Annotated in this window: 18 protein-coding genes and 2 pseudogenes; 15 read left to right on the forward strand and 5 right to left on the reverse strand. The window is 56.3% G+C overall.

Annotation, left to right across the window (positions count from 1 at the left end):
• Nucleotides 1–17: 17 nt before the first annotated feature.
• The 3 genes from MF6394_RS22720 to MF6394_RS22730 all read left to right on the forward strand — a co-directional run bounded on the left by MF6394_RS22720 (nt 18) and on the right by MF6394_RS22730 (nt 2,255).
• Nucleotides 18–443 carry a cell wall hydrolase gene (locus MF6394_RS22720; protein WP_078467609.1) on the forward strand — a complete coding sequence of 142 codons (426 nt, stop codon included), beginning with the start codon at nt 18–20 and terminating at the stop codon, nt 441–443.
• A complete protein-coding gene (locus tag MF6394_RS22725) occupies nt 443–964 on the forward strand; it encodes a lysis system i-spanin subunit Rz (protein WP_078467610.1) in 522 nt (173 codons plus the stop codon). The genes MF6394_RS22720 and MF6394_RS22725 overlap by 1 nt, the downstream gene beginning before the upstream one ends.
• Nucleotides 965–1,070: 106 nt before the next feature.
• On the forward strand, nt 1,071–2,255 hold the full coding sequence (locus tag MF6394_RS22730) for an acyltransferase family protein (protein WP_078467611.1): 1,185 nt from the start codon (nt 1,071–1,073) through the stop codon (nt 2,253–2,255).
• Between the two features lie 17 nt (nt 2,256–2,272).
• Here MF6394_RS22730 and MF6394_RS34695 read toward each other — a convergent pair whose 3' ends face one another.
• Together MF6394_RS34695 and MF6394_RS22740 are read right to left on the reverse strand one after the other, a co-directional pair.
• Nucleotides 2,273–2,653 (reverse strand): hypothetical protein, encoded by a 381-nt coding sequence (locus MF6394_RS34695; RefSeq protein ID WP_233098610.1) that lies wholly within the window; start codon nt 2,651–2,653, stop codon nt 2,273–2,275.
• 100 nt (nt 2,654–2,753) lie between these two features.
• Entirely contained in the window at nt 2,754–2,963 is a 210-nt protein-coding gene (locus tag MF6394_RS22740; protein WP_078467613.1) for a hypothetical protein, read from the reverse strand.
• Nucleotides 2,964–4,407: 1,444 nt separating this feature from the next.
• On the opposite strand from MF6394_RS22740, the gene MF6394_RS22745 reads away from it, so the two are divergent.
• Nucleotides 4,408–5,316, forward strand: a complete 909-nt coding sequence (locus MF6394_RS22745) for a hypothetical protein (protein WP_078467614.1) — start codon at nt 4,408–4,410, stop codon at nt 5,314–5,316.
• 232 nt (nt 5,317–5,548) lie between these two features.
• Nucleotides 5,549–5,794: pseudogene (locus tag MF6394_RS22750) on the forward strand (AAA family ATPase); the annotation flags it as partial.
• A 154-nt stretch (nt 5,795–5,948) separates the two neighbouring features.
• Here the strand turns inward: MF6394_RS22750 and MF6394_RS35230 are convergent.
• Together MF6394_RS35230 and MF6394_RS22760 are read right to left on the reverse strand one after the other, a co-directional pair.
• Nucleotides 5,949–6,041 (reverse strand): annotated as a pseudogene (locus MF6394_RS35230) (hypothetical protein); the annotation flags it as partial.
• A 50-nt stretch (nt 6,042–6,091) separates the two neighbouring features.
• Nucleotides 6,092–8,353 (reverse strand): KAP family P-loop NTPase fold protein, encoded by a 2,262-nt coding sequence (locus tag MF6394_RS22760; protein WP_078467615.1) that lies wholly within the window; start codon nt 8,351–8,353, stop codon nt 6,092–6,094.
• 914 nt (nt 8,354–9,267) lie between these two features.
• On the opposite strand from MF6394_RS22760, the gene MF6394_RS22765 reads away from it, so the two are divergent.
• The 5 genes from MF6394_RS22765 to MF6394_RS22790 all read left to right on the forward strand — a co-directional run bounded on the left by MF6394_RS22765 (nt 9,268) and on the right by MF6394_RS22790 (nt 13,689).
• Nucleotides 9,268–9,465: a hypothetical protein gene (locus MF6394_RS22765; protein ID WP_069558233.1), complete on the forward strand. Its 198-nt coding sequence runs from the start codon at nt 9,268–9,270 to the stop codon at nt 9,463–9,465.
• 350 nt (nt 9,466–9,815) lie between these two features.
• A complete protein-coding gene (locus MF6394_RS22775) occupies nt 9,816–10,133 on the forward strand; it encodes a hypothetical protein (protein ID WP_069558232.1) in 318 nt (105 codons plus the stop codon).
• A gap of 151 nt (nt 10,134–10,284) precedes the next feature.
• Nucleotides 10,285–11,025, forward strand: a complete 741-nt coding sequence (locus tag MF6394_RS22780; RefSeq protein ID WP_069558231.1) for a hypothetical protein — start codon at nt 10,285–10,287, stop codon at nt 11,023–11,025.
• A 133-nt stretch (nt 11,026–11,158) separates the two neighbouring features.
• The gene (locus MF6394_RS22785; protein WP_044273968.1) at nt 11,159–11,428 is read left to right on the forward strand and encodes a hypothetical protein; all 270 of its coding nucleotides are present in this window, start codon (nt 11,159–11,161) and stop codon (nt 11,426–11,428) included.
• Nucleotides 11,429–11,571: 143 nt separating this feature from the next.
• Entirely contained in the window at nt 11,572–13,689 is a 2,118-nt protein-coding gene (locus tag MF6394_RS22790) for a TonB-dependent receptor family protein (RefSeq protein ID WP_078467617.1), read from the forward strand.
• Nucleotide 13,690: 1 nt separating this feature from the next.
• Here the strand turns inward: MF6394_RS22790 and MF6394_RS22795 are convergent, their stop codons facing one another.
• Nucleotides 13,691–15,508, reverse strand: coding sequence for a sigma-54-dependent Fis family transcriptional regulator (locus MF6394_RS22795; protein ID WP_078467618.1), 1,818 nt, complete (start codon nt 15,506–15,508; stop codon nt 13,691–13,693).
• 352 nt (nt 15,509–15,860) lie between these two features.
• Here MF6394_RS22795 and MF6394_RS22800 point away from each other — a divergent pair, with 352 nt between their 5' ends.
• From MF6394_RS22800 to MF6394_RS22820, 5 genes are read left to right on the forward strand one after another with little or no spacing between them, the layout of a single operon-like run.
• Nucleotides 15,861–16,955: an ABC transporter ATP-binding protein gene (locus MF6394_RS22800; protein ID WP_032896727.1), complete on the forward strand. Its 1,095-nt coding sequence runs from the start codon at nt 15,861–15,863 to the stop codon at nt 16,953–16,955.
• Nucleotides 16,955–18,052, forward strand: a complete 1,098-nt coding sequence (locus MF6394_RS22805; protein WP_069558229.1) for an ABC transporter ATP-binding protein — start codon at nt 16,955–16,957, stop codon at nt 18,050–18,052. The genes MF6394_RS22800 and MF6394_RS22805 overlap by 1 nt, the downstream gene beginning before the upstream one ends.
• Nucleotides 18,049–18,915 carry a carbohydrate ABC transporter permease gene (locus MF6394_RS22810; protein WP_069558228.1) on the forward strand — a complete coding sequence of 289 codons (867 nt, stop codon included), beginning with the start codon at nt 18,049–18,051 and terminating at the stop codon, nt 18,913–18,915. Before MF6394_RS22805 ends, MF6394_RS22810 begins: the two co-directional genes overlap by 4 nt.
• Nucleotides 18,916–18,925: 10 nt before the next feature.
• A complete protein-coding gene (locus MF6394_RS22815; RefSeq protein WP_044273973.1) occupies nt 18,926–19,726 on the forward strand; it encodes a carbohydrate ABC transporter permease in 801 nt (266 codons plus the stop codon).
• An 11-nt stretch (nt 19,727–19,737) separates the two neighbouring features.
• Nucleotides 19,738–20,010 (forward strand): DUF2160 domain-containing protein, encoded by a 273-nt coding sequence (locus MF6394_RS22820; protein WP_014718862.1) that lies wholly within the window; start codon nt 19,738–19,740, stop codon nt 20,008–20,010.
• The last annotated feature ends 101 nt before the right edge of the window (nt 20,011–20,111 follow it).

Raw genomic sequence — 20,111 nt, forward strand, 5'->3', positions numbered from 1 at the left:
TACGCCTGGAGAAAAGTATGAACGCAACCGAGAAAGACCGGGACATCCTGGCGCGCACGCTATGGGGTGAAGCCCGCGGTGAGGGGCTGTCCGGCCAGATCGCCGTGGCCTGGACCATCCGCAACCGTGTGTTCGACGGCAAGGCCAAGTCGTGGTGGGGGGAGGGTTACGCCGGCGTGTGCCTGAAGCCCTGGCAGTTCAGCTGCTGGAACCAGAACGACCCGAACTACGCATATCTGAGCGGTGCAAAGCAGATCCCGGCGGCGCAGTTCGCCCAGGCGCAGCGGGCGGCTGACCAAGTGATGTCTGGCGCGGTACCAGATCCAACCGGCGGCGCCACGCATTACTACGCGACAACCATGCCCAAAGCCCCGGCTTGGGCGGCGAAGGCCACGCAGACGCTGCGCCTTGGTCACCATGTCTTCTTCAAGGATGTGCTGTGATGACGCCCGTTCAGAAGCTGATCGGCTTGGGGCTGGCAATCCTGCTGGCGCTGGCCATCGGATTTGGTGGCGCGTGGCAGGTTCAGGACTGGCGCCTGGGCAAGAAGATGGCCGAGCGTATCGCGGAGCAGGGCGCCCATCACCAGAAGGAACTGGATGCAATCACTGGCGAGGCCTGGCTTCAGCAGTCGGCCGAGCTGGATAAGCGCCTGGCCACCGAGGAAAAGCTCGCGCTCCAGGACCAACAACACACCAAGGAATTATCCGATGCTCAGCGCAATCAGGCTCGCCTGCGTGACCAGCTTGCTACTGCTGATGTCCGGCTGTCAGTCCTCATCGAGGATTCAGCCAGTGGCTGCAACGTGCCTACCACCCCCGGCGCCATCGGCGTGGTTCATGCAGCCCGTCGAGCCCAACTTGACCCAGCGTATGCTCAAAGAATTTTTGCCATCACCGACGATGGGGATAACGCCGTAATTGCCTTGCGTGCGTGCCAAGCGTATGTCAGAGCCATCAAATGAATCATCCATGGGGTGCTAAGGAGTCCTTCGTTTAAAATGCAGAGCGAGTGAAAAAAAGATATTATGGTAGGAATGAATAGTAAAAATACAATAGGAAGTAAAAAGAGTGGAAGTGATTGGCGTGCTTTTTGCCTTTTTGGCGATATCTATAGCTTTGTTGTCGACTTACTTTATTTCTAGCAGATTGTCTGTTTCAGATAGTGTCGGTCGGTTTGTTACTATTGATGGATTGAGAGGGTATTTGGCTTTTTTTGTATTCCTTCATCACTCTTGCATATGGTTTTTTTATTTGAAGAGTGGTAGTTGGTCTAATCCGCCAATTAGAGTTTTTGTAAGTTTTGGACAGGTCGGAGTTTCGCTGTTTTTTATGATAACGGGATTTCTGTTCTTTTCTAAAATGCTCGATGCTCGTAACACTGGAGTTGATTGGCTTAGGTTGTATGTGTCTAGATTTTTAAGGTTGGTACCACTCTACTTTTTCTCGATGGGGTTGCTGTTTTTAATTGTTTTTATGGTTACCAGGGATAAGCCGCTCGGTGAGCCCAGTGAAATACTTCTGAGTATTTCCAAATGGCTTTTATTCACTATTAGATATGGCTCTCCTGATATAAATGGTCTGGCGAATACAAATCTTATTAATGCGAGTGTTGCATGGAGCCTCCCATACGAGTGGACGTTTTATTTTGCGCTTCCTTTGGTATTTTTGGCCATTGGAGGTAGGTCCTCAATTAAGTATCTGTTTTTGAGTGTGCTATGCATGTATATGTTTGGTAGCCTGTACTTTGCCAATGGTTTTTATTGGCTGTTTGTTGGCGGTATGTTCGCGGCACTTGTTGTCAGGCTGGAGTCGTTTAAGAATTTCTCCGCTTCTAAGTTTTCTTCTGTAATTATCTTGTTGTTATTGGGTGTGGTTTTTACAGGGTTTTCGTCTATTTATGAGAGTGTGTTGGCGAAGGCGTTAATGGTAGCTGCTTTCTGTCTGATTGCAGGTGGTAATAGTGTTTTCGGTTTGTTTAAAAGCAAGGTCTCGCGAGTGATGGGGGAATTAGCTTATAGTATGTATCTTCTTCATGGGATTCTGTTGTATGTGATGTTTAAGTTGGTTTTTGGGGTTGCGGTGATTAGTCAGGTCAGTGCGCTTCAATACTGTTTTGTTATTCTGGCGCTCACGCCGGTTTTGGTTTTTATATGTGGCCTAACATTCTCCTTGATTGAGCGTCCTGCGATGAAAAAAGTTACAGCCGTCACAGAGTGGCTTAGGTTTGAGAAATCAACCCAAGTAAAGCTCTAGGTGCAGCGGGGGAGCAGTTAAAGACTCTGGGATAGTGTTTTGATGGAGCGCGCGCTCCCGGATTTCATGCTCAAGATTCCAGACTGCTCTCCAGTTGGAAAGCTCCATGAGATCAGCCTCAAGGAAATGCTCATCTGCATAGAAATTGGAAAGCAGGGAAGGTATAACGAGTACCGTTTTTCCAGCTTGCCTATTTTTTCAAGCGCCTCGGCGAGCTTTGCTTCTGTCTCGGCCTTTCCCTTCATCAGCAGGTCGTTCATCTGCACCAGGCCGGCGATATTCGCCCGCGCTCTACGCAGCATGCGCTCGGTCTCTACCAGCTCGTCCACGAGGATTGCGCACTGGTGCTGGTACATCTCCAGCGGAGTGGGGCAGCCGAGCCAATCATCGGTGTCCATGTCAACGTTCATAGCGTGAATCTCAAATACTGTATGTACGTACAGTAATCGAGGTTTGGACGTGGCGCGATTTGAGCCGACGAGCTGTAGGGGCTTGCGGCTATTCCGATTCCATCAGCACGGCGAGAGTCATTTTGATGAACTCTTCGTTGTGCCCGATGGTGAAAAGAGCGCCTCGCACGTTGTCTGCCACCTCGGCGGAGCCACGTTGCTCAACCCAATTTGACAGCTCCAGGATGAACGCCTCGAGGGCAAGCTGGTTTTCGTAGAGTTTGGAAAGCAGGGAAGGGATTAGGTCTGAGTTCGGCATCGGTGTTCCTCCGTGGAGCGAACAGCGTAGCAGGCAAATTATTGAGTTGGGAGATCGTTCGGCAGGACGCCGGAGGAGGGGTAAATCATTTCCGCAACCCAATGCACGCCCCTTGATACATGCGGGCTGTAGGCTGGCTAAAAACTCCAAGTTGCGGAAACGATAAATAGCTAACCTATTGATTTTTTTAGTTAACTCGGCAGTCTTGAAAACCGGCGGACGTTAATAGCGTCTCCAGGGTTCGAATCCCTGGTTTCCCGCCAAACATCAAAGAGAAATCCCGCGAGCTAAACGCTCCGCGGGATTTTTTTGTCCCCGATTTATGCGCCTACCCCGTCTGTACCCCCGTTTGTGACGGGATTGGCATGGCCCGTGTGGGCCGGTATGGCGGAGGGGGGGGAGCAAAAGTGACAGGCCGGCAGCACCGCTACGGAATAGGCCTGTGCTGCAGGGCTGACACTTCGAAGAGTATGCAGCACCAGCCGCCGCATCCAGGGGGGATAACCGTCCAAGCTGCGGTTCAACCAGCGCCGCCAGTCGTAGCGCACATGATCGCGGACTTCCTCGGCATCCAACTCACCCCCAAAACCAATCGGCGACAGCGGGCTGCAGCCGAGAACGCGCTGGCAGTTGGCAAACGAGAACGGCAGCGGGTCGTGGCGGGCTCGGCTAACACCCAACGCAGGGTGTCGAATTTCTCTGTCAGCGGTGCAAGAGGATTGGCCAACTCGCCGACGTCCTGAAGCAGACGCCAATGCAGGTAGACCGGTTCTTCTTTATTCCAGTCGGATGTATCGCCAGGCGACTCGTTCGCTTGCGCATGTGGGATGCCCGTCAGCGGTAAGGTACCCGACAGGCGATGCCGGGGCCTGCTGTCGAGGCTGTGATCAATGGCGCGACTTACGAGTGTGTGGCTGCCGAGTTCGGTGTTTCCCGTTCTTCGGTCGAGCGGCGAATCAAGCTGATCGCCACTCAGTTAAGTGAAACGGTCGGCATTGAAGGATTGTGAACGGAGGGCACGTTGTTTGCGATGCGGCTGCGCCAGGCCGGCCCTGAGATCCCGCAGGCATTGCCGCACGTTCACGCCCCAGCCGCCGAGTCGTGCGGCCCATCACAGACTGTTAAGCCGTGAGGACATTCATCGCGGTGCGGCGCGTATTCGCGCGGTCTTCGCGCCCCAACCATGACTCGGCGTTGTATTACCTGTTGTTTTCCACTGGAGGCTGGTCATTGGAAATGGTACGGCTTAAGGTCGGTGATTAGGCGCCAAGTGCATCAAACCTGACTACCGGCCATTGAGCGTTCAGCGCCTGAGCAACCTCCCGCCTTAGCAACTCACGGCTGCGGATTCGATAGATAAATGCCGGCCACGCGCCAAGTCGCTTCAGATCTGCTGGCAGTGTGCTACCTTGGAATCCTCTCACGGAAAGCAGGGACGATAGCGATGGTCACAGGCAAGTCAATCAACAGCGTTAATCGAATCATCGCGCACTCGCATGGCGCCCGCGAAATGCTGTTCGTGATTGAGCGAGAAAAGGTCGATCAGAACCTTCAGGCGCGGCTGGCGATCGCTCACCTTGAAGAAGACGGTGACTCGATCCTTCCTGCGACGATCGGCAAAGTCAGCGAATTCAATGCGCGCGGCAAGGAGATCAAACGGCGAGATCTCCCGCTTATCAAAAAATCAGTCCCTCAGTACCGGAGCTGGAAAGACTGGCATGGCAACGATCACAGTGGTGTGCAAATCCGAACCATGGATGTGTATCCCATCGACTTTGTTCGTCCGCCCATGGAGCACCTTTCTCTAAGTGTCATTGATGGGAAGGAATACGTCGTGACGCGCAGGGTGAAAATCGATGAGCCGTCCACCGCGCTTATTCACGTGGCGAACCTCATGCTCGAATTTTTCCAAGAGTTTGAGATTTTCGACGTTGACCGCAAACGCATTGCAAAGGTGCAGGCACGCCAGCTGCAGTGGGATTTGCTTCCTCCTGGGAAGTACCCTTGGAAGAGCGCAGAGGTCATCGTGAAACCATATCTGGCCGGTCTGCGACCTTCAGAGCAGGGAGTGATCGAGCACCGTATCAGGGAGATTACTCGATTCGAGCCTGATTTCTTTGCCACGGGCCGAGGTGGCTACCAAGGTTACTTCGTCTTTGGCTTTGTCAAGCGTGGGATTTATCTTCTTGAAAGCTCACATTTGGATAACGCCACCTATAAGTTTGGTGAGGATTGGGAAGTCCTGTCGACCCTGACCAAGGACGAGATCATCAACGGCGATCACAACCATAAACGTCTGATCCACGATAAAGCCTGGGGACGTAAGATCCGTGAAATGCTCGCGTACGCGTAGTGGTTTAAGACTCTTCCTAGTGCCAGGCACGGGTTCTACGAAGACTCGGCTTCTGGCGCGTCGTGACTGGCTCTTAGCCAGAGGTCGACGTATTCGTCGAATTGGATCGCAATGCTCGCGGCTGGATTGGCTAAGCGTCGGCGATGTTCGCTGTTGGATTCATTGAACGTCTAGTTGCGATTGAACCTTATATCCTCAAGCACCGCTGACCTCACTTGGAAAGGATTCTACTTTGAAGCTTCAGTTCGTTCGCATCTGTGGTTTTCAATCGTTTGGTGCAGAACCAGAAATTGTTGATCTGTCTGACCTTACATTCTTGATCGGGCCGAACGGCTCAGGGAAGACCGCGACTCTACAAGCGCTTTGCCGCCTCTTTTCGTTTGACCCGAATCAGCGGCGACTCCGTAAATCGGATTTCTTTGTCCCGCACGATGAGACTCAGGTTCTCGATCAGCGAATTCTGTGGATCGAGGCTGAGTTGGGTGCATCAACTGCAGTACTAATTTGTTTTCTGCCAACTCCCCCATTCGGTAATCTACGTACTCAAGGCGACTTCGCGCCAGTTCTTTTACTGGCGGATGTAGGCGCGTCCACGCTGAACCGCTCCCACTGAAATGTTTGCGGATGCGCTTGTCCGGATCTTTGGATTGTCCCACATAGAATTTATCGTTCGCGAGTTCACGAACGTAGAGATATCGCGTGCACTTTTCTAACATCCAGTCCATAGATCCCTTTGGCCTCCAGTTGCCTAAGTCAGCGCGTAAAGATTCGGCGCTTACTTTGCGCCGGATGAGGGGGTGGGATCGTTTTGCTCTGGATCATTCAGTACCTGCTGGTGCATGTACATGAATTGGTGGGCTGTTTTCAAAGCAGGCGGTAAATCTTCTTCCGGGTGATACACCGGATCGCGTAATGCGTTGCCGTAGCGGGTTCGCAGGTTCTCTGCGATCAACTCTGGCGTTATTAGGTTCGCAACAGAATCGTAGCTGCGCCTTTCAAAGTCAGATCTGACAGGCAGCCCTGACTCTACAAACCACCCCTCACCAACGAAGCACTCCAGAAAAGTGTCGACACCAGTTGGATCCGCTTCGAAGTGAGCACTGAGCGCTTTTCGTACAGAGGTATTTCCAAGATGCTTATTCCAGAGCCAGTACAGACTCGGCATGTCCTTTGGGTCCGAAGCAAAGAGTGGTCGTTCGTTGTCAGCACTGCAAATTTTGTGAGCCAGACGTTGGTTTAAGATCTCTTCAATGGCATCGGAAAAAACGCGCTCGTCTTCGTGGCGTCCTTCATGGTGATGAATCCATCGACAACATTCCATTCCGAATCCCAGCGGATTAGCTGCGTCGATTACTTCTTCTGCCGCACGTTGTCGGGTGTCAGGATCAGGTATTCGCCTCAGTAATTCAGATACCAGCATGCCCCCTTGCATGATGGTGCCGCCTATCACCATTGGCCCGCGCTCTCGGGGCATCAGTGTCGCATTGGCAGAGAGCGTGACCATCAGTGCATATGCCTGCTCTTCTGGGATTTCTTCCGCGTGGGCACGAAGCTTTTGAATAAGTTTTGGAAACGCTCCGCGCGACGAAAGGTCCGTGAGGATTTCAGTTCGTTCAGCCTCATTAGCTCGCGTGAGACTTTCCAGCAGCGAATGAATCGCAGCATCCCCCACGTCCCCATGAGGAATACCGTATGTGAAGTAGCGAGCGAAATATTCGCTTGAGCAGGCTTTTTGCTTTCGCGCCCATGATTGATCCCATTCGCCGCCATAACCCATCCTGCCTATGCGGGGGAAGAGCGGCTCAAGCAGTCCTTTTCTGACTCTCAGGCGTTCTTGCTGAGTGGCCTCAGGCAAGCTACGGATAAGTAAGGTGTCGAGGGGGCTTTCTTGAGGTGCTTGCGCGAATACGTTTTGGTTCTGAGCTTGAGCTTGCTTTAAGAACAAATCAGGATTGCCGCGGATTTCGGCATACAAGTTAGGGTAAAAGATACGTATACCCTCAATTAACATGAGATCAACAATGTCGACTTCACCCTTGAGCAATGGAAGCGCAAAGGTCAACGCGTTGGCATACAATTTCCCAAGGCGCGGTGTAGTGAGGCGCGGTTCGAGGCCATCAACAAAATGCCGTCCAAACGTATCGGCCATTGCTTGGGTGAGTGGAATTTCAGCCTGATCCAAAGCTGCCTGTACCCCTTCAAACGCCAGGTTGCGCAAGCTTTTCTCATCAGCAGGGGGAAGGTGGAGCGGAACTTGAATGATTTTCTCAAGAAATGCACGGCCCGCGCGCTCGCCGCCTTGGCCATATCGTTCGCCCAATGCTGCGGATACGACGGCATCATCGAAGGCCAGTACGTAAGAGGTATGACGAAAGCTTGCTGACAATTTCACCAGTTTGAATATTGCATGGGTTTCGTTGCGATCTAAACGGTCTATGTCATCAATAAATGTGACCACGCGTTTGCCACATTTCTCAAGAATCGATTCTATCCTCTGCTTTAGCTCTTCTAATTTGACCGCTGATAACGATTCCCCTAGCCCCTTTGCAGCATCTCCGGGGTTGATTTGAAGCACTCCGGCAACTGTTAGTGATCCGAGCGACAGCAAAGAGCCGTATTGCTGCAGTGCATCACCTGCACGCTCTTTAAAATTGGGAAGCGACTGATTTAGAGCCCCCGCGAGTGTTGCGAAAAAGCCACGGAGTAGTTGGTCTTCAGACTGAAAGTGCCAGGGATTAAATTTCACGCAGATAACATCTGGGTAGGCTTTCAGCGCCTCCTCCATCATTTCCAGTACGGATGTTTTGCCGTCTCCCCACGGTCCATAGAGTCCGATGACGATGCTCGCAGGATCTACTCGCGTTGCAATCGTATCGGCCATGCGCGTGGCAAAAGGGGCACGATTGAAACGGTCGTCGGCGCGGGTGGCAATCGGTTGGTCCGAGGCGTATTGATGTCCCGGTGTGGCGGGCTCGGGCGGCGGCACGTCGACAGATACTTTTTCGTTGATGAAAAACGCTTTGATCCTTTTGAACATCTCAATTCCTTTTAAGGGCCCACGGTTTTCCCGAGTTTGTGCATAGTCATTTTGATACGGTTGAGCCGAAGAGCCCGACGCGCTGCGCTACTCAGCCAGAGCCGCCATAAAGTCTTCATGCTCAGGTACTTCGCCAATATCTTCCGGCAGGCACCTATCGGCCCCATCGATGCGGCACAGCAGTGGCGTAAATAAAAGCTCGGGAATGGTCTTCTCAACTTTAATTGCAGCTATCGGTTACCGCTGAAATCATAGATGCAAAAGGTCCCTTGTTTTGTCAGAGTAACGCAGGCAGCAAGCATTCCGCCACGTGTCACGCGTCAGGTGCGTGATTCTTTTGCTATCAATTTATTGGGTAGCAATAGAGCCAAGGTAGCCAGCGCTGGCTGCGGGGGGGTCAGAGGGCAGAGCAGGGAACTGCAGCACCAGGCTTTGGCGAGTGTTTAGTTATTGCGTGAAGGCTAGGTGCCACCTTCGACAATGTGACAGGTTCGAATTCGCCTCTGCCAAGAGATAAATACTGCTGTATACCCCAGTCTGTACCCCCGTTTCTGACGCGATTTGCTCGGATGCCATGACTGAATATGAAACCATGTTCGCAACCGAGTATTGGCTTCAGCCCTATCTATGTCAGGCCGTTGAGCCTTCCTGACGCAGGCTGAGTCAGCATAGGATGTTCAAATTAAAAGTCTTTTGGCGGCCTGGTTTCCCGCCAAGATTTACACAAAAGCCTCGCGAAAGCGGGGCTTTTGCGTTTCTGGGGTTTGGGTGTGCTGATAATCAAAAAAATGCTGTTTTTCGCATTCATACCTTTCAAAGACGAACCACCATTCGTCTAACATCCGGCACTCTCCATCCGTTGCTACCTCTCAATCTTAAGCGCGGATATCCCGAGCGATACACGGAGAGCCAGCATGGAAATCAACGAGAAAGCCCCAGGCAACATTTCCCAGCAAGCGGTTACTCGTAACACCGATAATGAGACGGGGCATGACCCACGGCGCGATGAGGACAATATCCCGCTACCCCCGGATGACGAGGCCCCGATCGAGGAGGACATGTCGGATGTAGACGCGGCGGATTCCGTGGCAAGTGAGCACCCTGCTACCTGAAGACCTCCCGATCAATAAACCCGACCCAGCGCCGGGTTTTTATTGCGGTTTTCGGCGCATTTAATTAACCGTAATCCTTAAGTATTGGCATCGCATAATTGTGAATGGCTTCACGATGCCTCTATGATCAGCACGCACTGTATTGGATCGCTGAGCCTCAACCCTTTGAAGGACATGAGCATGGACAAGCACTTCGGTAATTCAGGCCTTTTCAAAACCACTTCGTATCAAGGCAACGACGCTCACGACGGCTGCAGCACTGCCGACTGGGAGCTGAAAAACAGTGCGCTGAATACGAAGGAGTTTTTGATATGTCCAAAGAACTACTCGGAGTTTTTGCTCTAGGGTTGATGGTGGTCGGTGAGTTTTGTGCAATCTACAGTGAGGTGGTGACCGCCAAGTTGGCCCAGACCGGCAGTGGTTCCTGGGAGGTCTTTGTACTTCCTGTGGTCTTGATGTGTTTTGCAGGGCTGTGCCTGCTGGGTGCCTATTGGCTGGGGTATATGGTTGTCGGTGATATCTGGATTGTCACGGTAGTCTCGGTCACTTCGTTATTGCTTCTGGAGCCTGTGGTGGTCTGGGCGCTGTTTCATGAAGCACCAGGGCGCGGCGCGTTGATCGGGTTCTGCCTGGGCGCCTTGGGGATGCTTGCGACGGTAGTGCTCTAGCACCCCGGGGAATCAAGTGCCGGGTCAGATCAGCATCTGTAGTCCGATGCTTATCTGGCCCGCACCACTGCACTTTTTTCCATTCTGCTGATCTACCCTGTCCCAGCCACCCGACTCACACGGGTGGCCAACAGAATCAGACCCGGTGCCGATGGATCGAACGTCAACTGTTTCCACCTCCCGATGGCCGCTGCTGCTTGCCGCGGTTTTTGCGCTCTGCGCAACAGGTTGCAGCCAGCAACAGGGCCGCGATATCGCCAGGCAGTTCAGCGATGGCAAGCCCGATGAATTCTTCCAGACTAGCGTCGACCGCATGGCCACCCTGGGCATGCGTGACAACCTGCAAAGCCTCTACTTGCTGATGAGCAAGCTCTACCTGCGCAACCCCAACCAGTGGCGTCAATCGGGCTACCCGGATGCGGTGACCGCCGCCCGGCAAATCCGCCAGGCCATCGAAAATCGCCAACCCTTGCCCGCACTGGGTGACCGGCGTGACCTGGCTGCCCTGAGCTATTCCCTGAGCCCCGACTTTCGCGGCGACCGCGTCGGCGCGTTCATCTATGCGATTGGCAGCATGCTCGTGACCGCTCACGGCGGGCGCACGCAGTTTTATGTGACCGACTCGATCAACCCGCAGTTTGTCAGCAATGCCGCGCGCAATATCGAAAAGGCCACCTGGTTGCTCAGCCAGCGTCAGGATGCCAACGGCGTGTTGCTGTTGTTTTCCAATGAAATATCGGAGGAGGGCAGTAACCTCAGTTTTGCCGTTGAGTTCGGCAAGATCGTCGCGCGTTTGGACCTGCTTACCCAAATCCTCGATGAGCGCTACCGGCGCATTGGCCTCAATTACGCACAAAGCCTGTTGCTGATGAATTTCCTGCCGGTGCAATAAGGCCCATCGCATCGACCAATCGGTGCGGTGTTTCCCTTTCCGCTGTAGGAAGCGGCCTATCTTGCCTCTCGCGGCTTGAAACGCTTGCCTGCGGGCAATAGCCTCGGATTTTTCTTAAACACGAGGCCCTCCCTTGGGTAAACGAAAAACGGTTTGGCCCACGGATCGCGAAATACGCTTGCGGTTTATCCTCTATGCGGTGATCGACGCCGCGACGGCCCAGGGCGTGTCTGCCGAGTTGTTGCTGCCGGCGCATAAGTTATTGCGTGACTCGCCCACGGAAGCCCAGTTGCGCGACACCTTGGGGGAGATTCTCGCCACTGACGAAATGTATGGCTTTCGCTTTGCGCCGGGGTCGGATGCAGATGATCTGCTGCGGGCATTGTCGGCGCCCGATGGCTGAACCTGCCACCGGGTTCGCCGCTGTTTTTAAATCGTCCTTGTCCGTCATTAAGGAGTGACCTGAGGGGCGTGCCTGCCTTCCCATCACTGTTCGCGTGGTGGGCTTGGCCTGGCACGTTCCCGGATTCCAAGGACCTGCCCCCAATGCTGCTGCGCCACCCCCCGTTTATTTTTGCCGCCTTGACCCTCAGTTCGCTGGTACAGGCCGAAGGCCTGCAATTGGCGCCGGTTGAAGTCACCACGGCTGAGGCCAGCGCCGCAGAAATCGCCCAGGCGCAGCTCAAGAGCGTGCCCGGCGGCACCAATTACATCGATATGGACAGCGTGCAACAGGGGCGGGTCAGCAGTAACGAAGACGTTTTCAAATATCAGGCCGGTGTGTACGCCAAGGCGGCCAATAACGAAGGGGTGAAGGTATCCATTCGTGGCTCGGGCCTGAACCGCGCCCCCGGTGCCCACGCCTCCGGCCTGTATGAAATGTTCGACGGTCTGCCGCTTACCGGCCCAGGTGGTACGCCTTATGAGCTGAAGGACCCGCTGTGGCAAAGCCGGGTAGAGGTGCTGCGTGGCGCCAACGGGTTCGATCAGGGCGCGTTGGCCTTGGGAGGCGCGGTCAATTACGTCACCCGCACCGGCTTGGACGCGCCCAAGCTGCAAGTGCGCTATGAGGTCGGCAGTCGCGGCTATGCCCAGCGCGAAGTCAGTTCCGGGCAAGTGCTGGGGGACGCCGACTATTACATCAGCCTCACCGATTCGGAGTCCGACGGTTATCAGCACCAGAGCGCCGGCAGCGGTAAGGGCATCGCTGCCAATTTCGGCTATCGCTTTAACCCGGACCTGGAAACGCGCTTCTATTTGCGTTATCGCGAAACCACCAACGATTCTCCCGGCAGGCTCACGCGTGACCAGATCAGCCATGATCCGCGTGCCGCCAACAGCCTCAATGCCGCCCGCGATTCAAAGCGCCTGCAACCGGGCTCTACCTGGATTGCCAACAAGACCACCTTGCGGTTGGACGATAATTCACGGGTCGAGGTCGGGCTGGCCTATCACGATTACCCCATGGACCTGCGCGAAGGCACCAACCGCCTCAAAGTCGCTTACACCGATATCAGCGGCACCCTGAATTACATCCGCCAGGACAGCCTGTTCGGCCACGCCAGCACCACCACGCTCGGCCTGCGTACCACCCAGGCGATGCCGAACAATGGCGCGTCGGAATATGTTCGCATTCCTGCAAACAATACCGCCATTTATCCCCCCGGCACCAAGACCCGCGACTACAGCTACCTGGGTTCCGATACCGTGCTGCATGTAGGCAATGAGCTGGAACTGGTGGAGGATCTGTGGCTGACCACCGGCCTTGCCGCGATCTATACGCGCCGCGAAACCCAGGTCACGTATCCCGACGGCCAGGCGCCGATCAGTCAGCATGATTGGGGTTACGCGCCGCGCATTGGCCTGCGTTACGACTTCACCCCGCAGCTGCAGATTTACGGCAACCTGAGCCGCTCGGTAGAGCCACCGCACGCATGGTCGATGATCTGGGGGTCGAACAAATATTTCGGCAAGGGCAGTGGGGCAGCCACGGGGTTACAGCGCGAAGGCGTGAAGCTGCGTAATCAGACCGCTACCACCCTGGAAATCGGCGGGCGCGGCGAAGCCTGGCTTGGCCAATGGGACCTGGCGCTCTATCGTTCTGAGGTTCGCCACGAGCTGCTCTCCGTGGAAACCCAGGCCCAAACCGCCAACAGTAGCGCGATCATCGCCGAGTCCAACGCTAGCCCCACCGTGCATCAGGGTGTGGAGTTGAGCCTGCTCAGCCCGCTGTGGGACGGCGGCCGCAGCGGTAAGCTCGACCTGCGCCAGGCCTACACCTTCAGCGACTTCCATTACCGCGACGACGACCGTTTCGGCGACAACACCTTGCCCGGCATTCCCAAGCACTACTACCAGGCGCAATTGCGCTACAGCCACCCGACGGGTTTCTACACCAGCCTCAACACCGAGCACGCCTCACGGGTAGCGGTGGACTACGCCAACTCCTACTACGCGGCGGCCTACACCACCCTCGGCGCCACCTTCGGCTACGACGCGCCCAAGCAGGACTGGCAAGCCTGGGTCGACCTGCGCAACCTCACCAACCGCCGCTACGCCAACACCGTCACGCCGGGCTACGACGACAAAGGCATGGATGCGGCGCGCTACACCCCTGCGGATGGGCGGGGCATCTACACCGGCGTTTCCTGGAGTTGGCGTTAAATCAGCCTTCGTGCTGGCGCAGGCGCTTGTACAGGGTGTTGCGACTCACCCCCAGCTCCCGCGCCAGGTGGGAAATATTTCCGCCCACGGCTTCCAGGCGCTGGTTCAGGTCAAGGCGTTCATCCAGGTGTTCGGGTTTGGACTGCGGCACCGTCGCCTGCAAATCCACGAAAAAATCATCGGGCAGGTGCTCTGCGCGGATCGGCTGCTCTTCGGCCATCGCCAACGCCACCTGCAACACGCTGCTCACCTGGCGTAAATTCCCTGGCCACGGGTGTTGCTCGAATAACTTCAGCACCTCGGCACTCAGCCCGGCCCATTGAGTCGGTTCGCGGTGTTGCTGCCACAGTTGCTGGAACAGCGCCTGCTTGTCGGTACGCTCGCGCAACGGCGGCAATTCCAGGGTCAGGCCGCCGATGCGGTAGTACAGGTCTTCGCGAAAGCGTCCGGCCTGCACCAGCTCGCGCAAGGCGCGGTTGGTCGCCGAGATGATGCGCAAATCCACCGGGAACACTTCGCTGCTGCCCACCGGTTGCACACAGCGTTCTTGCAGCACCCGTAACAGGCGGGCCTGGGTCGGCAGCGGCATATCGCCGATCTCGTCGAGAAACAGCGTGCCCTTGTCCGCCTTGCGGATCAGGCCGATGCTGCCTTTCTGGTTGGCACCGGTGAAGGCGCCTTTTTCGTAGCCGAACAGTTCCGATTCCACCAGCTCTGCGGGGATCGCCGCACAGTTCACCGCGATCAACGCCTGTCGGCTGCGGGAACTGGCCTGGTGCAGGGCTTTGACGAACACCTCTTTGCCCACGCCGGTCTCGCCGTGAATCAACAACGGAATGTCTTTTTCCAGCAGGCGCTCGGCCTGGCGCACGGCTTTTTCCACGCGCACATCGCCAAAATGCAGGGTCTGGAGGTTGATCGAGGTCGGTGCTGGCGGCGGCGGTTGGCTGAACACCCGGGCCTGCACCGGCATCTGCTTGGGCCGCTTCAACAGGCACTGGAACCGATTGCGTCCCGCCGCTTGCAAGGCGAAGGGCAGCCCTTCCGGTTGGTTGAGCAACTCCAGCAGCGAGACCTTGAACAGGCTGTCGATCATCACCCGTGACAGGCTGATGCCCAGCAGGTTATCCGCACGCCGGTTGGCCGACAGCACCTGGCCGCTTTCATCAAAGATCAGCAGGCCGGCCCATTGGCTGTCGAGGTTGCTCAAGCCGGTGTTGAAGGTCAGTTGGAAGTGTTCGCCGCGAAACAGGTTGAGGATCAGCCGGTTTTCCACGGTCTGGCTCATCATCTTGACCATGCCCAGAGTGTGGGAGGGTGGCAGGTAACTGTCGCTGGACACATCCAGCACGGCGATGATTTCGCGCTGGGCGTCGAAAATCGGCGCTGCGGAGCCGGTCATGAAGCGGTTGGCCTTGAGGAAGTGTTCATCGTGTTCAATATGCACGGCCTGGGCACAGGCCAGCGCGGTGCCGATGGCATTGGTGCCGCTGGCGCGTTCCATCCAACTGGCGCCGGGGCTGAAGCCACGGGCCAGCGTGGGTTCGATAAACCGCTGGGTACCCCACGAGGTCAGCACCTGGCCCTGGTTGTCGGCCAGCATGATCAGGCAATTGGAATTGCTGAGGATGTTTTCGTAGTAGGGCAATACTTCCTGGTGGGTGGTCTGTACCAGGGAGTGCTGGCTTTCCAGCAGTTGGCGAATGCCTTCGGCGGGCAGTTGGTCAAAGCTGGGGGCGCTCTGGTGGTCCAGGCCATAGGCGCGGCAACGGCGCCAGGATTCCTGGATAAGGGTGTCGTGGGTCAAGGGTTCGGCCATCGTGCGACCTTCATTTTTATTGTTATTGTTTTTGCATATCTAACTGAAGAAACCGATTCAAACTGTGGGAGCGGGCTTGCTCGCGAATGCGGTGTATCAGTCGACCGATGATTGACTGACCCACCGCATTCGCGAGCAAGCCCGCTCCCACATTTAGTCTGTGTTGGTTATGAGAGTGTTGTTCACAACTGTTCATTGTCAACCCCGGCAGTGTTCAGTTGTTCAGCCGGATTGTTCACTCCTGAACATCATGATTCACCCATTTCCTTGCACATCAAGCGCTTGCGGTTTTGGCACGAAACTCGCTCTGACAACGGACCAGATTCATTCCAATAATAAAAAAGGTCGTGTCATGTCATTGACCCTGGAACATGTCTCCCGCGTTGTCGACGGCCAAACCTGGATCGACGACGCCAACCTGCGGTTCGAAGCCGGTTCTTTCAACGTCCTGCTCGGTCGCACCCTGTCGGGCAAGACCAGCCTGATGCGCCTGATGGCCGGCCTGGACAAACCCGACAGCGGTCGCATCCTGATGAACGGCGTGGACGTCACGCAAAAGCCGGTGCGCCTGCGCAATGTGTCGATGGTCTACCAGCAGTTCATCAACTACCCGACCATGACCGTGTTCGAGAACATCGCCTCACCGTTGCGCCAGGCCGGTGTCTCCAATGAGGTGATCCAGAGCAAGGTGCTGGAAACCGCCAAGATGCTGCGCATCGAGAAATTCCTGCAGCGCCACCCCCTGGAGCTGTCCGGTGGCCAGCAGCAACGCACCGCCATGGCCCGCGCCCTGGTGAAAGACGCCGAACTGATTCTGTTCGATGAACCGCTGGTCAACCTGGACTACAAACTGCGCGAAGAACTGCGCCAGGAAATGCGCGAACTGTTCAAGGCGCGCCACACCATCGCGATATATGCCACCACCGAGCCCAACGAGGCTTTGGCCCTGGGTGGCACCACCACGATTCTTCACGAGGGCCGGGTGATCCAGAGCGGCAAGGCTGCCGAGGTCTACCACCAGCCGCAGACCGTGCTCGCCGCTGAGCTGTTCTCCGAGCCGCCGATCAACCTGATGCCAGGGCGCATCAGCGGCAACGAAGTGAGCTTCGCCAATTTCGTGCATTTCCCACTCAACGTTGACCTGCGCCCCATCGGCGAAGGCGAATTCCGCTTTGGCGTGCGCCCAAGCCATATCAGCCTGGTGCCGAGCAATGACGATGACCTGGAGCTGGCGGTGACCGTGGAAGTCGCGGAGATCAGCGGCTCGGAAACTTTCCTGCATGTGCGCAGTGAGCACTTTCTGTTAGTACTGCACCTGCCGGGGGTGCATGAGTACGACGTGGACGCGCCGATCCGCGTGTATATCCCCACCCATAAACTGTTTGTGTTCGATGGTCAGGGCCGCTTGGTCCAGGCCCCCGGGCGCCGTGTCGCGAGGGTTGCCTGATGGCCGAGATCCATTTGCGCAACCTGGCCCATAGCTACAGCCCTACGCCCATAGGGCCAGAAGACTACGCCATCCGGGAAATGAACCATGTGTGGGAGCAGGGCGGTGCCTACGCCTTGCTCGGGCCGTCGGGCTGCGGCAAGTCCACGCTGCTCAATATCATCTCCGGGCTGCTCAGCCCGTCCGAAGGTCAGGTACTGTTCGATACCCAAGTGGTCAACGACTTGACCCCGGAAAAACGCAATATCGCCCAGGTGTTCCAGTTTCCGGTGGTGTACGACACCATGACGGTGTTCGACAACCTGGCGTTCCCGCTGCGTAACCAGGGCATGGCCGAAGCGAAAATCCATAGCAAGGTGCAGGAGATCGCCGAAGTCCTCGACCTGCAAAACCTGCTCAGCAAAAAAGCCCGCAACCTCACCGCCGACGAAAAACAGAAAGTCTCCATGGGCCGTGGCCTGGTGCGCGATGACGTGTCGGCCATTCTCTTTGATGAGCCGCTGACGGTGATCGACCCGCACCTGAAGTGGAAACTGCGGCGCAAGCTCAAGCAGATTCACGAGCAGTTCAATATCACCATGGTCTACGTCACCCACGATCAACTGGAAGCCTCCACCTTCGCCGACAAGATTGCGGTGATGTATGGCGGGCAGATCGTGCAGTTCGGTACGCCGCGTGAATTGTTCGAGCGGCCCAGCCACACCTTTGTCGGTTACTTCATCGGTAGCCCTGGGATGAATCTGATCGAGGTGCAGGCCAAGGCTGGCGGTGTAGGGTTCGCCAATACCCTGTTGCCGCTGTCCGAAGCGTTGCAGCAACGTCTCAACACCACCGACTACAAAAAGCTCCAGGTCGGCATTCGTCCGGAATTTATCCACGTATGGGACGAGTACAACCCTGACGCCCTGCAAGCCGACGTCGTCCATGTGGAAGACCTCGGCACCTACAAGATCATGACCCTCAACCTCGACGGTGCCACGCTAAAAGTGCGCTTGGCCGAGGACAAGCCGGTGCCGGAAGGGAAGGCCTCCATCAGCTTCCCCGCGCAATGGCTGATGCTCTACGCCGACGATTACCTGCTGGAGGTGGCGCCATGAACAAGGTGCAGAACAACAAGGCCTGGTGGCTGGTGTTGCCGGTGTTCTTGCTGGTGGCGTTCAGTGCGGTGATCCCGATGATGACGGTGGTCAACTATTCGGTGCAGGACATTTTCGACCAGTCCAGCCGCTATTTTGTCGGGGCCGACTGGTACAAGCAGGTGCTGCTCGACCCACGCCTGCACGATTCGCTGCTGCGCCAGTTCATCTACTCGGCCTGCGTGCTGCTGATCGAGATCCCGCTGGGCATCGCCATCGCCCTGACCATGCCCACCAAGGGCCGTTGGTCCTCGCTGGTGCTGATCATTCTCGCCATTCCGTTGCTGATTCCGTGGAACGTGGTCGGCACCATCTGGCAGATTTTTGGCCGTGCCGACATCGGCCTGCTGGGCTCGACCCTCAACGCCATGGGCGTCAGCTACAACTATGCTGCCAACACCATGGACGCCTGGGTCACCGTGCTGGTCATGGATGTGTGGCACTGGACCTCATTGGTGGCGCTGCTGTGCTACTCAGGTTTAAGGGCCATTCCGGACGTGTACTACCAGGCCGCACGGATTGATCGTGCATCGGCCTGGGCTGTGTTCCGACATATCCAGTTGCCGAAGATGAAAAGCGTGCTGCTGATTGCGGTGATGCTGCGCTTCATGGACAGCTTCATGATTTACACCGAACCCTTCGTGCTCACCGGCGGCGGGCCGGGTAATGCCACCACTTTCCTGAGCCAGACGCTTACTCAAATGGCCGTCGGCCAATTCGACCTGGGCCCGGCGGCGGCGTTTTCCCTGGTGTACTTCCTGATCATCCTGTTGGTGTCCTGGCTGTTCTACACCGCCATGACCCATTCCGACGCCAACCGCTGAGGCCGCCAACATGAGCAAACGCAAGCTGATTCCATTACTGCTTTACATCCTGTTCCTGCTGGTGCCGATCTACTGGCTGCTGAACATGTCCTTCAAGAGCAACACCGAAATCCTCGGCGGCCTGACCCTGTTTCCGCAGGATTTCACCCTGGCCAACTACAAGGTGATCTTCACCGACCCGAGCTGGTACACCGGCTACCTCAACTCGCTGTACTACGTGAGCCTGAACACGGTGATCTCCCTGAGCGTGGCGCTGCCAGCGGCCTATGCGTTCTCGCGCTACCGCTTCCTGGGTGACAAGCACCTGTTCTTCTGGCTGCTCACCAACCGTATGGCGCCCCCGGCAGTGTTCCTGCTGCCGTTCTTCCAGCTGTATTCATCCATTGGCCTGTTCGACACGCACATCGCCGTGGCGCTGGCCCATTGCCTGTTCAACGTGCCCTTGGCGGTATGGATCCTGGAAGGCTTCATGTCCGGTGTGCCCAAGGAAATCGACGAAACTGCCTACATCGACGGCTATAGTTTTCCCAAGTTCTTCGTGAAGATTTTTATCCCGCTGATCGGCTCCGGTATCGGCGTCACGGCGTTTTTCTGTTTCATGTTTTCCTGGGTCGAATTGCTGCTGGCGCGCACGCTCACCTCGGTCAACGCCAAGCCCATCGCAGCGGTGATGACCCGTACGGTGTCGGCCTCCGGCATTGATTGGGGCGTGCTGGCAGCGGCGGGGGTGTTGACCATCCTGCCGGGCATGCTGGTGATCTGGTTTGTTCGCAACCACGTGGCCAAGGGCTTTGCCCTGGGCCGGGTCTAGAGGAGTCGATGATGGAATGGATGGCCTGGACCACCCCCACAGCGCTGTTCTTTGGCGGTATTGCCCTGATTCTGGCGGGCATGACCACTTGGGAACTGCGTTCGCCAAGCATCCCGCGGCGCGGTTTGCTGCCGATCAGCACCACCCGTGGCGATCGCTTGTTTATCGGTCTGCTCGGCAGCGCCTACCTGCATTTGCTGGTCATTGGCGTTACCGACTGGAGCATCTGGGTGGCGTCCGCGCTCTCCCTGGTATGGCTGTTGAGTGTGATGCGTTGGGGCTAGCTGTGCGCAACCCTGTAGGAGCGAGCTTGCTCGCGAAAGTCGTCAACGATAACGCAGTGCTCCTGGTAGCCCGCGGTGTCTTTGCGTTCTTCGCGAGCAAG

Source organism: Pseudomonas sp. MF6394 (assembly GCF_002018845.1).
In the GTDB taxonomy this organism is placed as follows: domain Bacteria; phylum Pseudomonadota; class Gammaproteobacteria; order Pseudomonadales; family Pseudomonadaceae; genus Aquipseudomonas; species Aquipseudomonas lactis.

What these genes read in the sequence shown, in the direction of transcription:
- MF6394_RS22805 (WP_069558229.1), top strand. Translation starts at nt 16,955, where the DNA reads ATGGCCGAGATCCATTTGCGCAACCTGGCCCATAGCTACAGCCCTACG.
- MF6394_RS22790 (WP_078467617.1), top strand. Translation starts at nt 11,572, where the DNA reads ATGCTGCTGCGCCACCCCCCGTTTATTTTTGCCGCCTTGACCCTCAGT.
- MF6394_RS22820 (WP_014718862.1), top strand. Translation starts at nt 19,738, where the DNA reads ATGGAATGGATGGCCTGGACCACCCCCACAGCGCTGTTCTTTGGCGGT.
- MF6394_RS22775 (WP_069558232.1), top strand. Translation starts at nt 9,816, where the DNA reads ATGGTGGTCGGTGAGTTTTGTGCAATCTACAGTGAGGTGGTGACCGCC.
- MF6394_RS22720 (WP_078467609.1), top strand. Translation starts at nt 18, where the DNA reads ATGAACGCAACCGAGAAAGACCGGGACATCCTGGCGCGCACGCTATGG.
- MF6394_RS22795 (WP_078467618.1), bottom strand. Translation starts at nt 15,508, where the DNA reads ATGGCCGAACCCTTGACCCACGACACCCTTATCCAGGAATCCTGGCGC.
- MF6394_RS22765 (WP_069558233.1), top strand. Translation starts at nt 9,268, where the DNA reads ATGGAAATCAACGAGAAAGCCCCAGGCAACATTTCCCAGCAAGCGGTT.
- MF6394_RS34695 (WP_233098610.1), bottom strand. Translation starts at nt 2,653, where the DNA reads ATGGACACCGATGATTGGCTCGGCTGCCCCACTCCGCTGGAGATGTAC.
- MF6394_RS22800 (WP_032896727.1), top strand. Translation starts at nt 15,861, where the DNA reads ATGTCATTGACCCTGGAACATGTCTCCCGCGTTGTCGACGGCCAAACC.
- MF6394_RS22810 (WP_069558228.1), top strand. Translation starts at nt 18,049, where the DNA reads ATGAACAAGGTGCAGAACAACAAGGCCTGGTGGCTGGTGTTGCCGGTG.
- MF6394_RS22815 (WP_044273973.1), top strand. Translation starts at nt 18,926, where the DNA reads ATGAGCAAACGCAAGCTGATTCCATTACTGCTTTACATCCTGTTCCTG.
- MF6394_RS22780 (WP_069558231.1), top strand. Translation starts at nt 10,285, where the DNA reads ATGGATCGAACGTCAACTGTTTCCACCTCCCGATGGCCGCTGCTGCTT.
- MF6394_RS22725 (WP_078467610.1), top strand. Translation starts at nt 443, where the DNA reads ATGACGCCCGTTCAGAAGCTGATCGGCTTGGGGCTGGCAATCCTGCTG.
- MF6394_RS22760 (WP_078467615.1), bottom strand. Translation starts at nt 8,353, where the DNA reads ATGTTCAAAAGGATCAAAGCGTTTTTCATCAACGAAAAAGTATCTGTC.
- MF6394_RS22740 (WP_078467613.1), bottom strand. Translation starts at nt 2,963, where the DNA reads ATGCCGAACTCAGACCTAATCCCTTCCCTGCTTTCCAAACTCTACGAA.
- MF6394_RS22745 (WP_078467614.1), top strand. Translation starts at nt 4,408, where the DNA reads ATGGTCACAGGCAAGTCAATCAACAGCGTTAATCGAATCATCGCGCAC.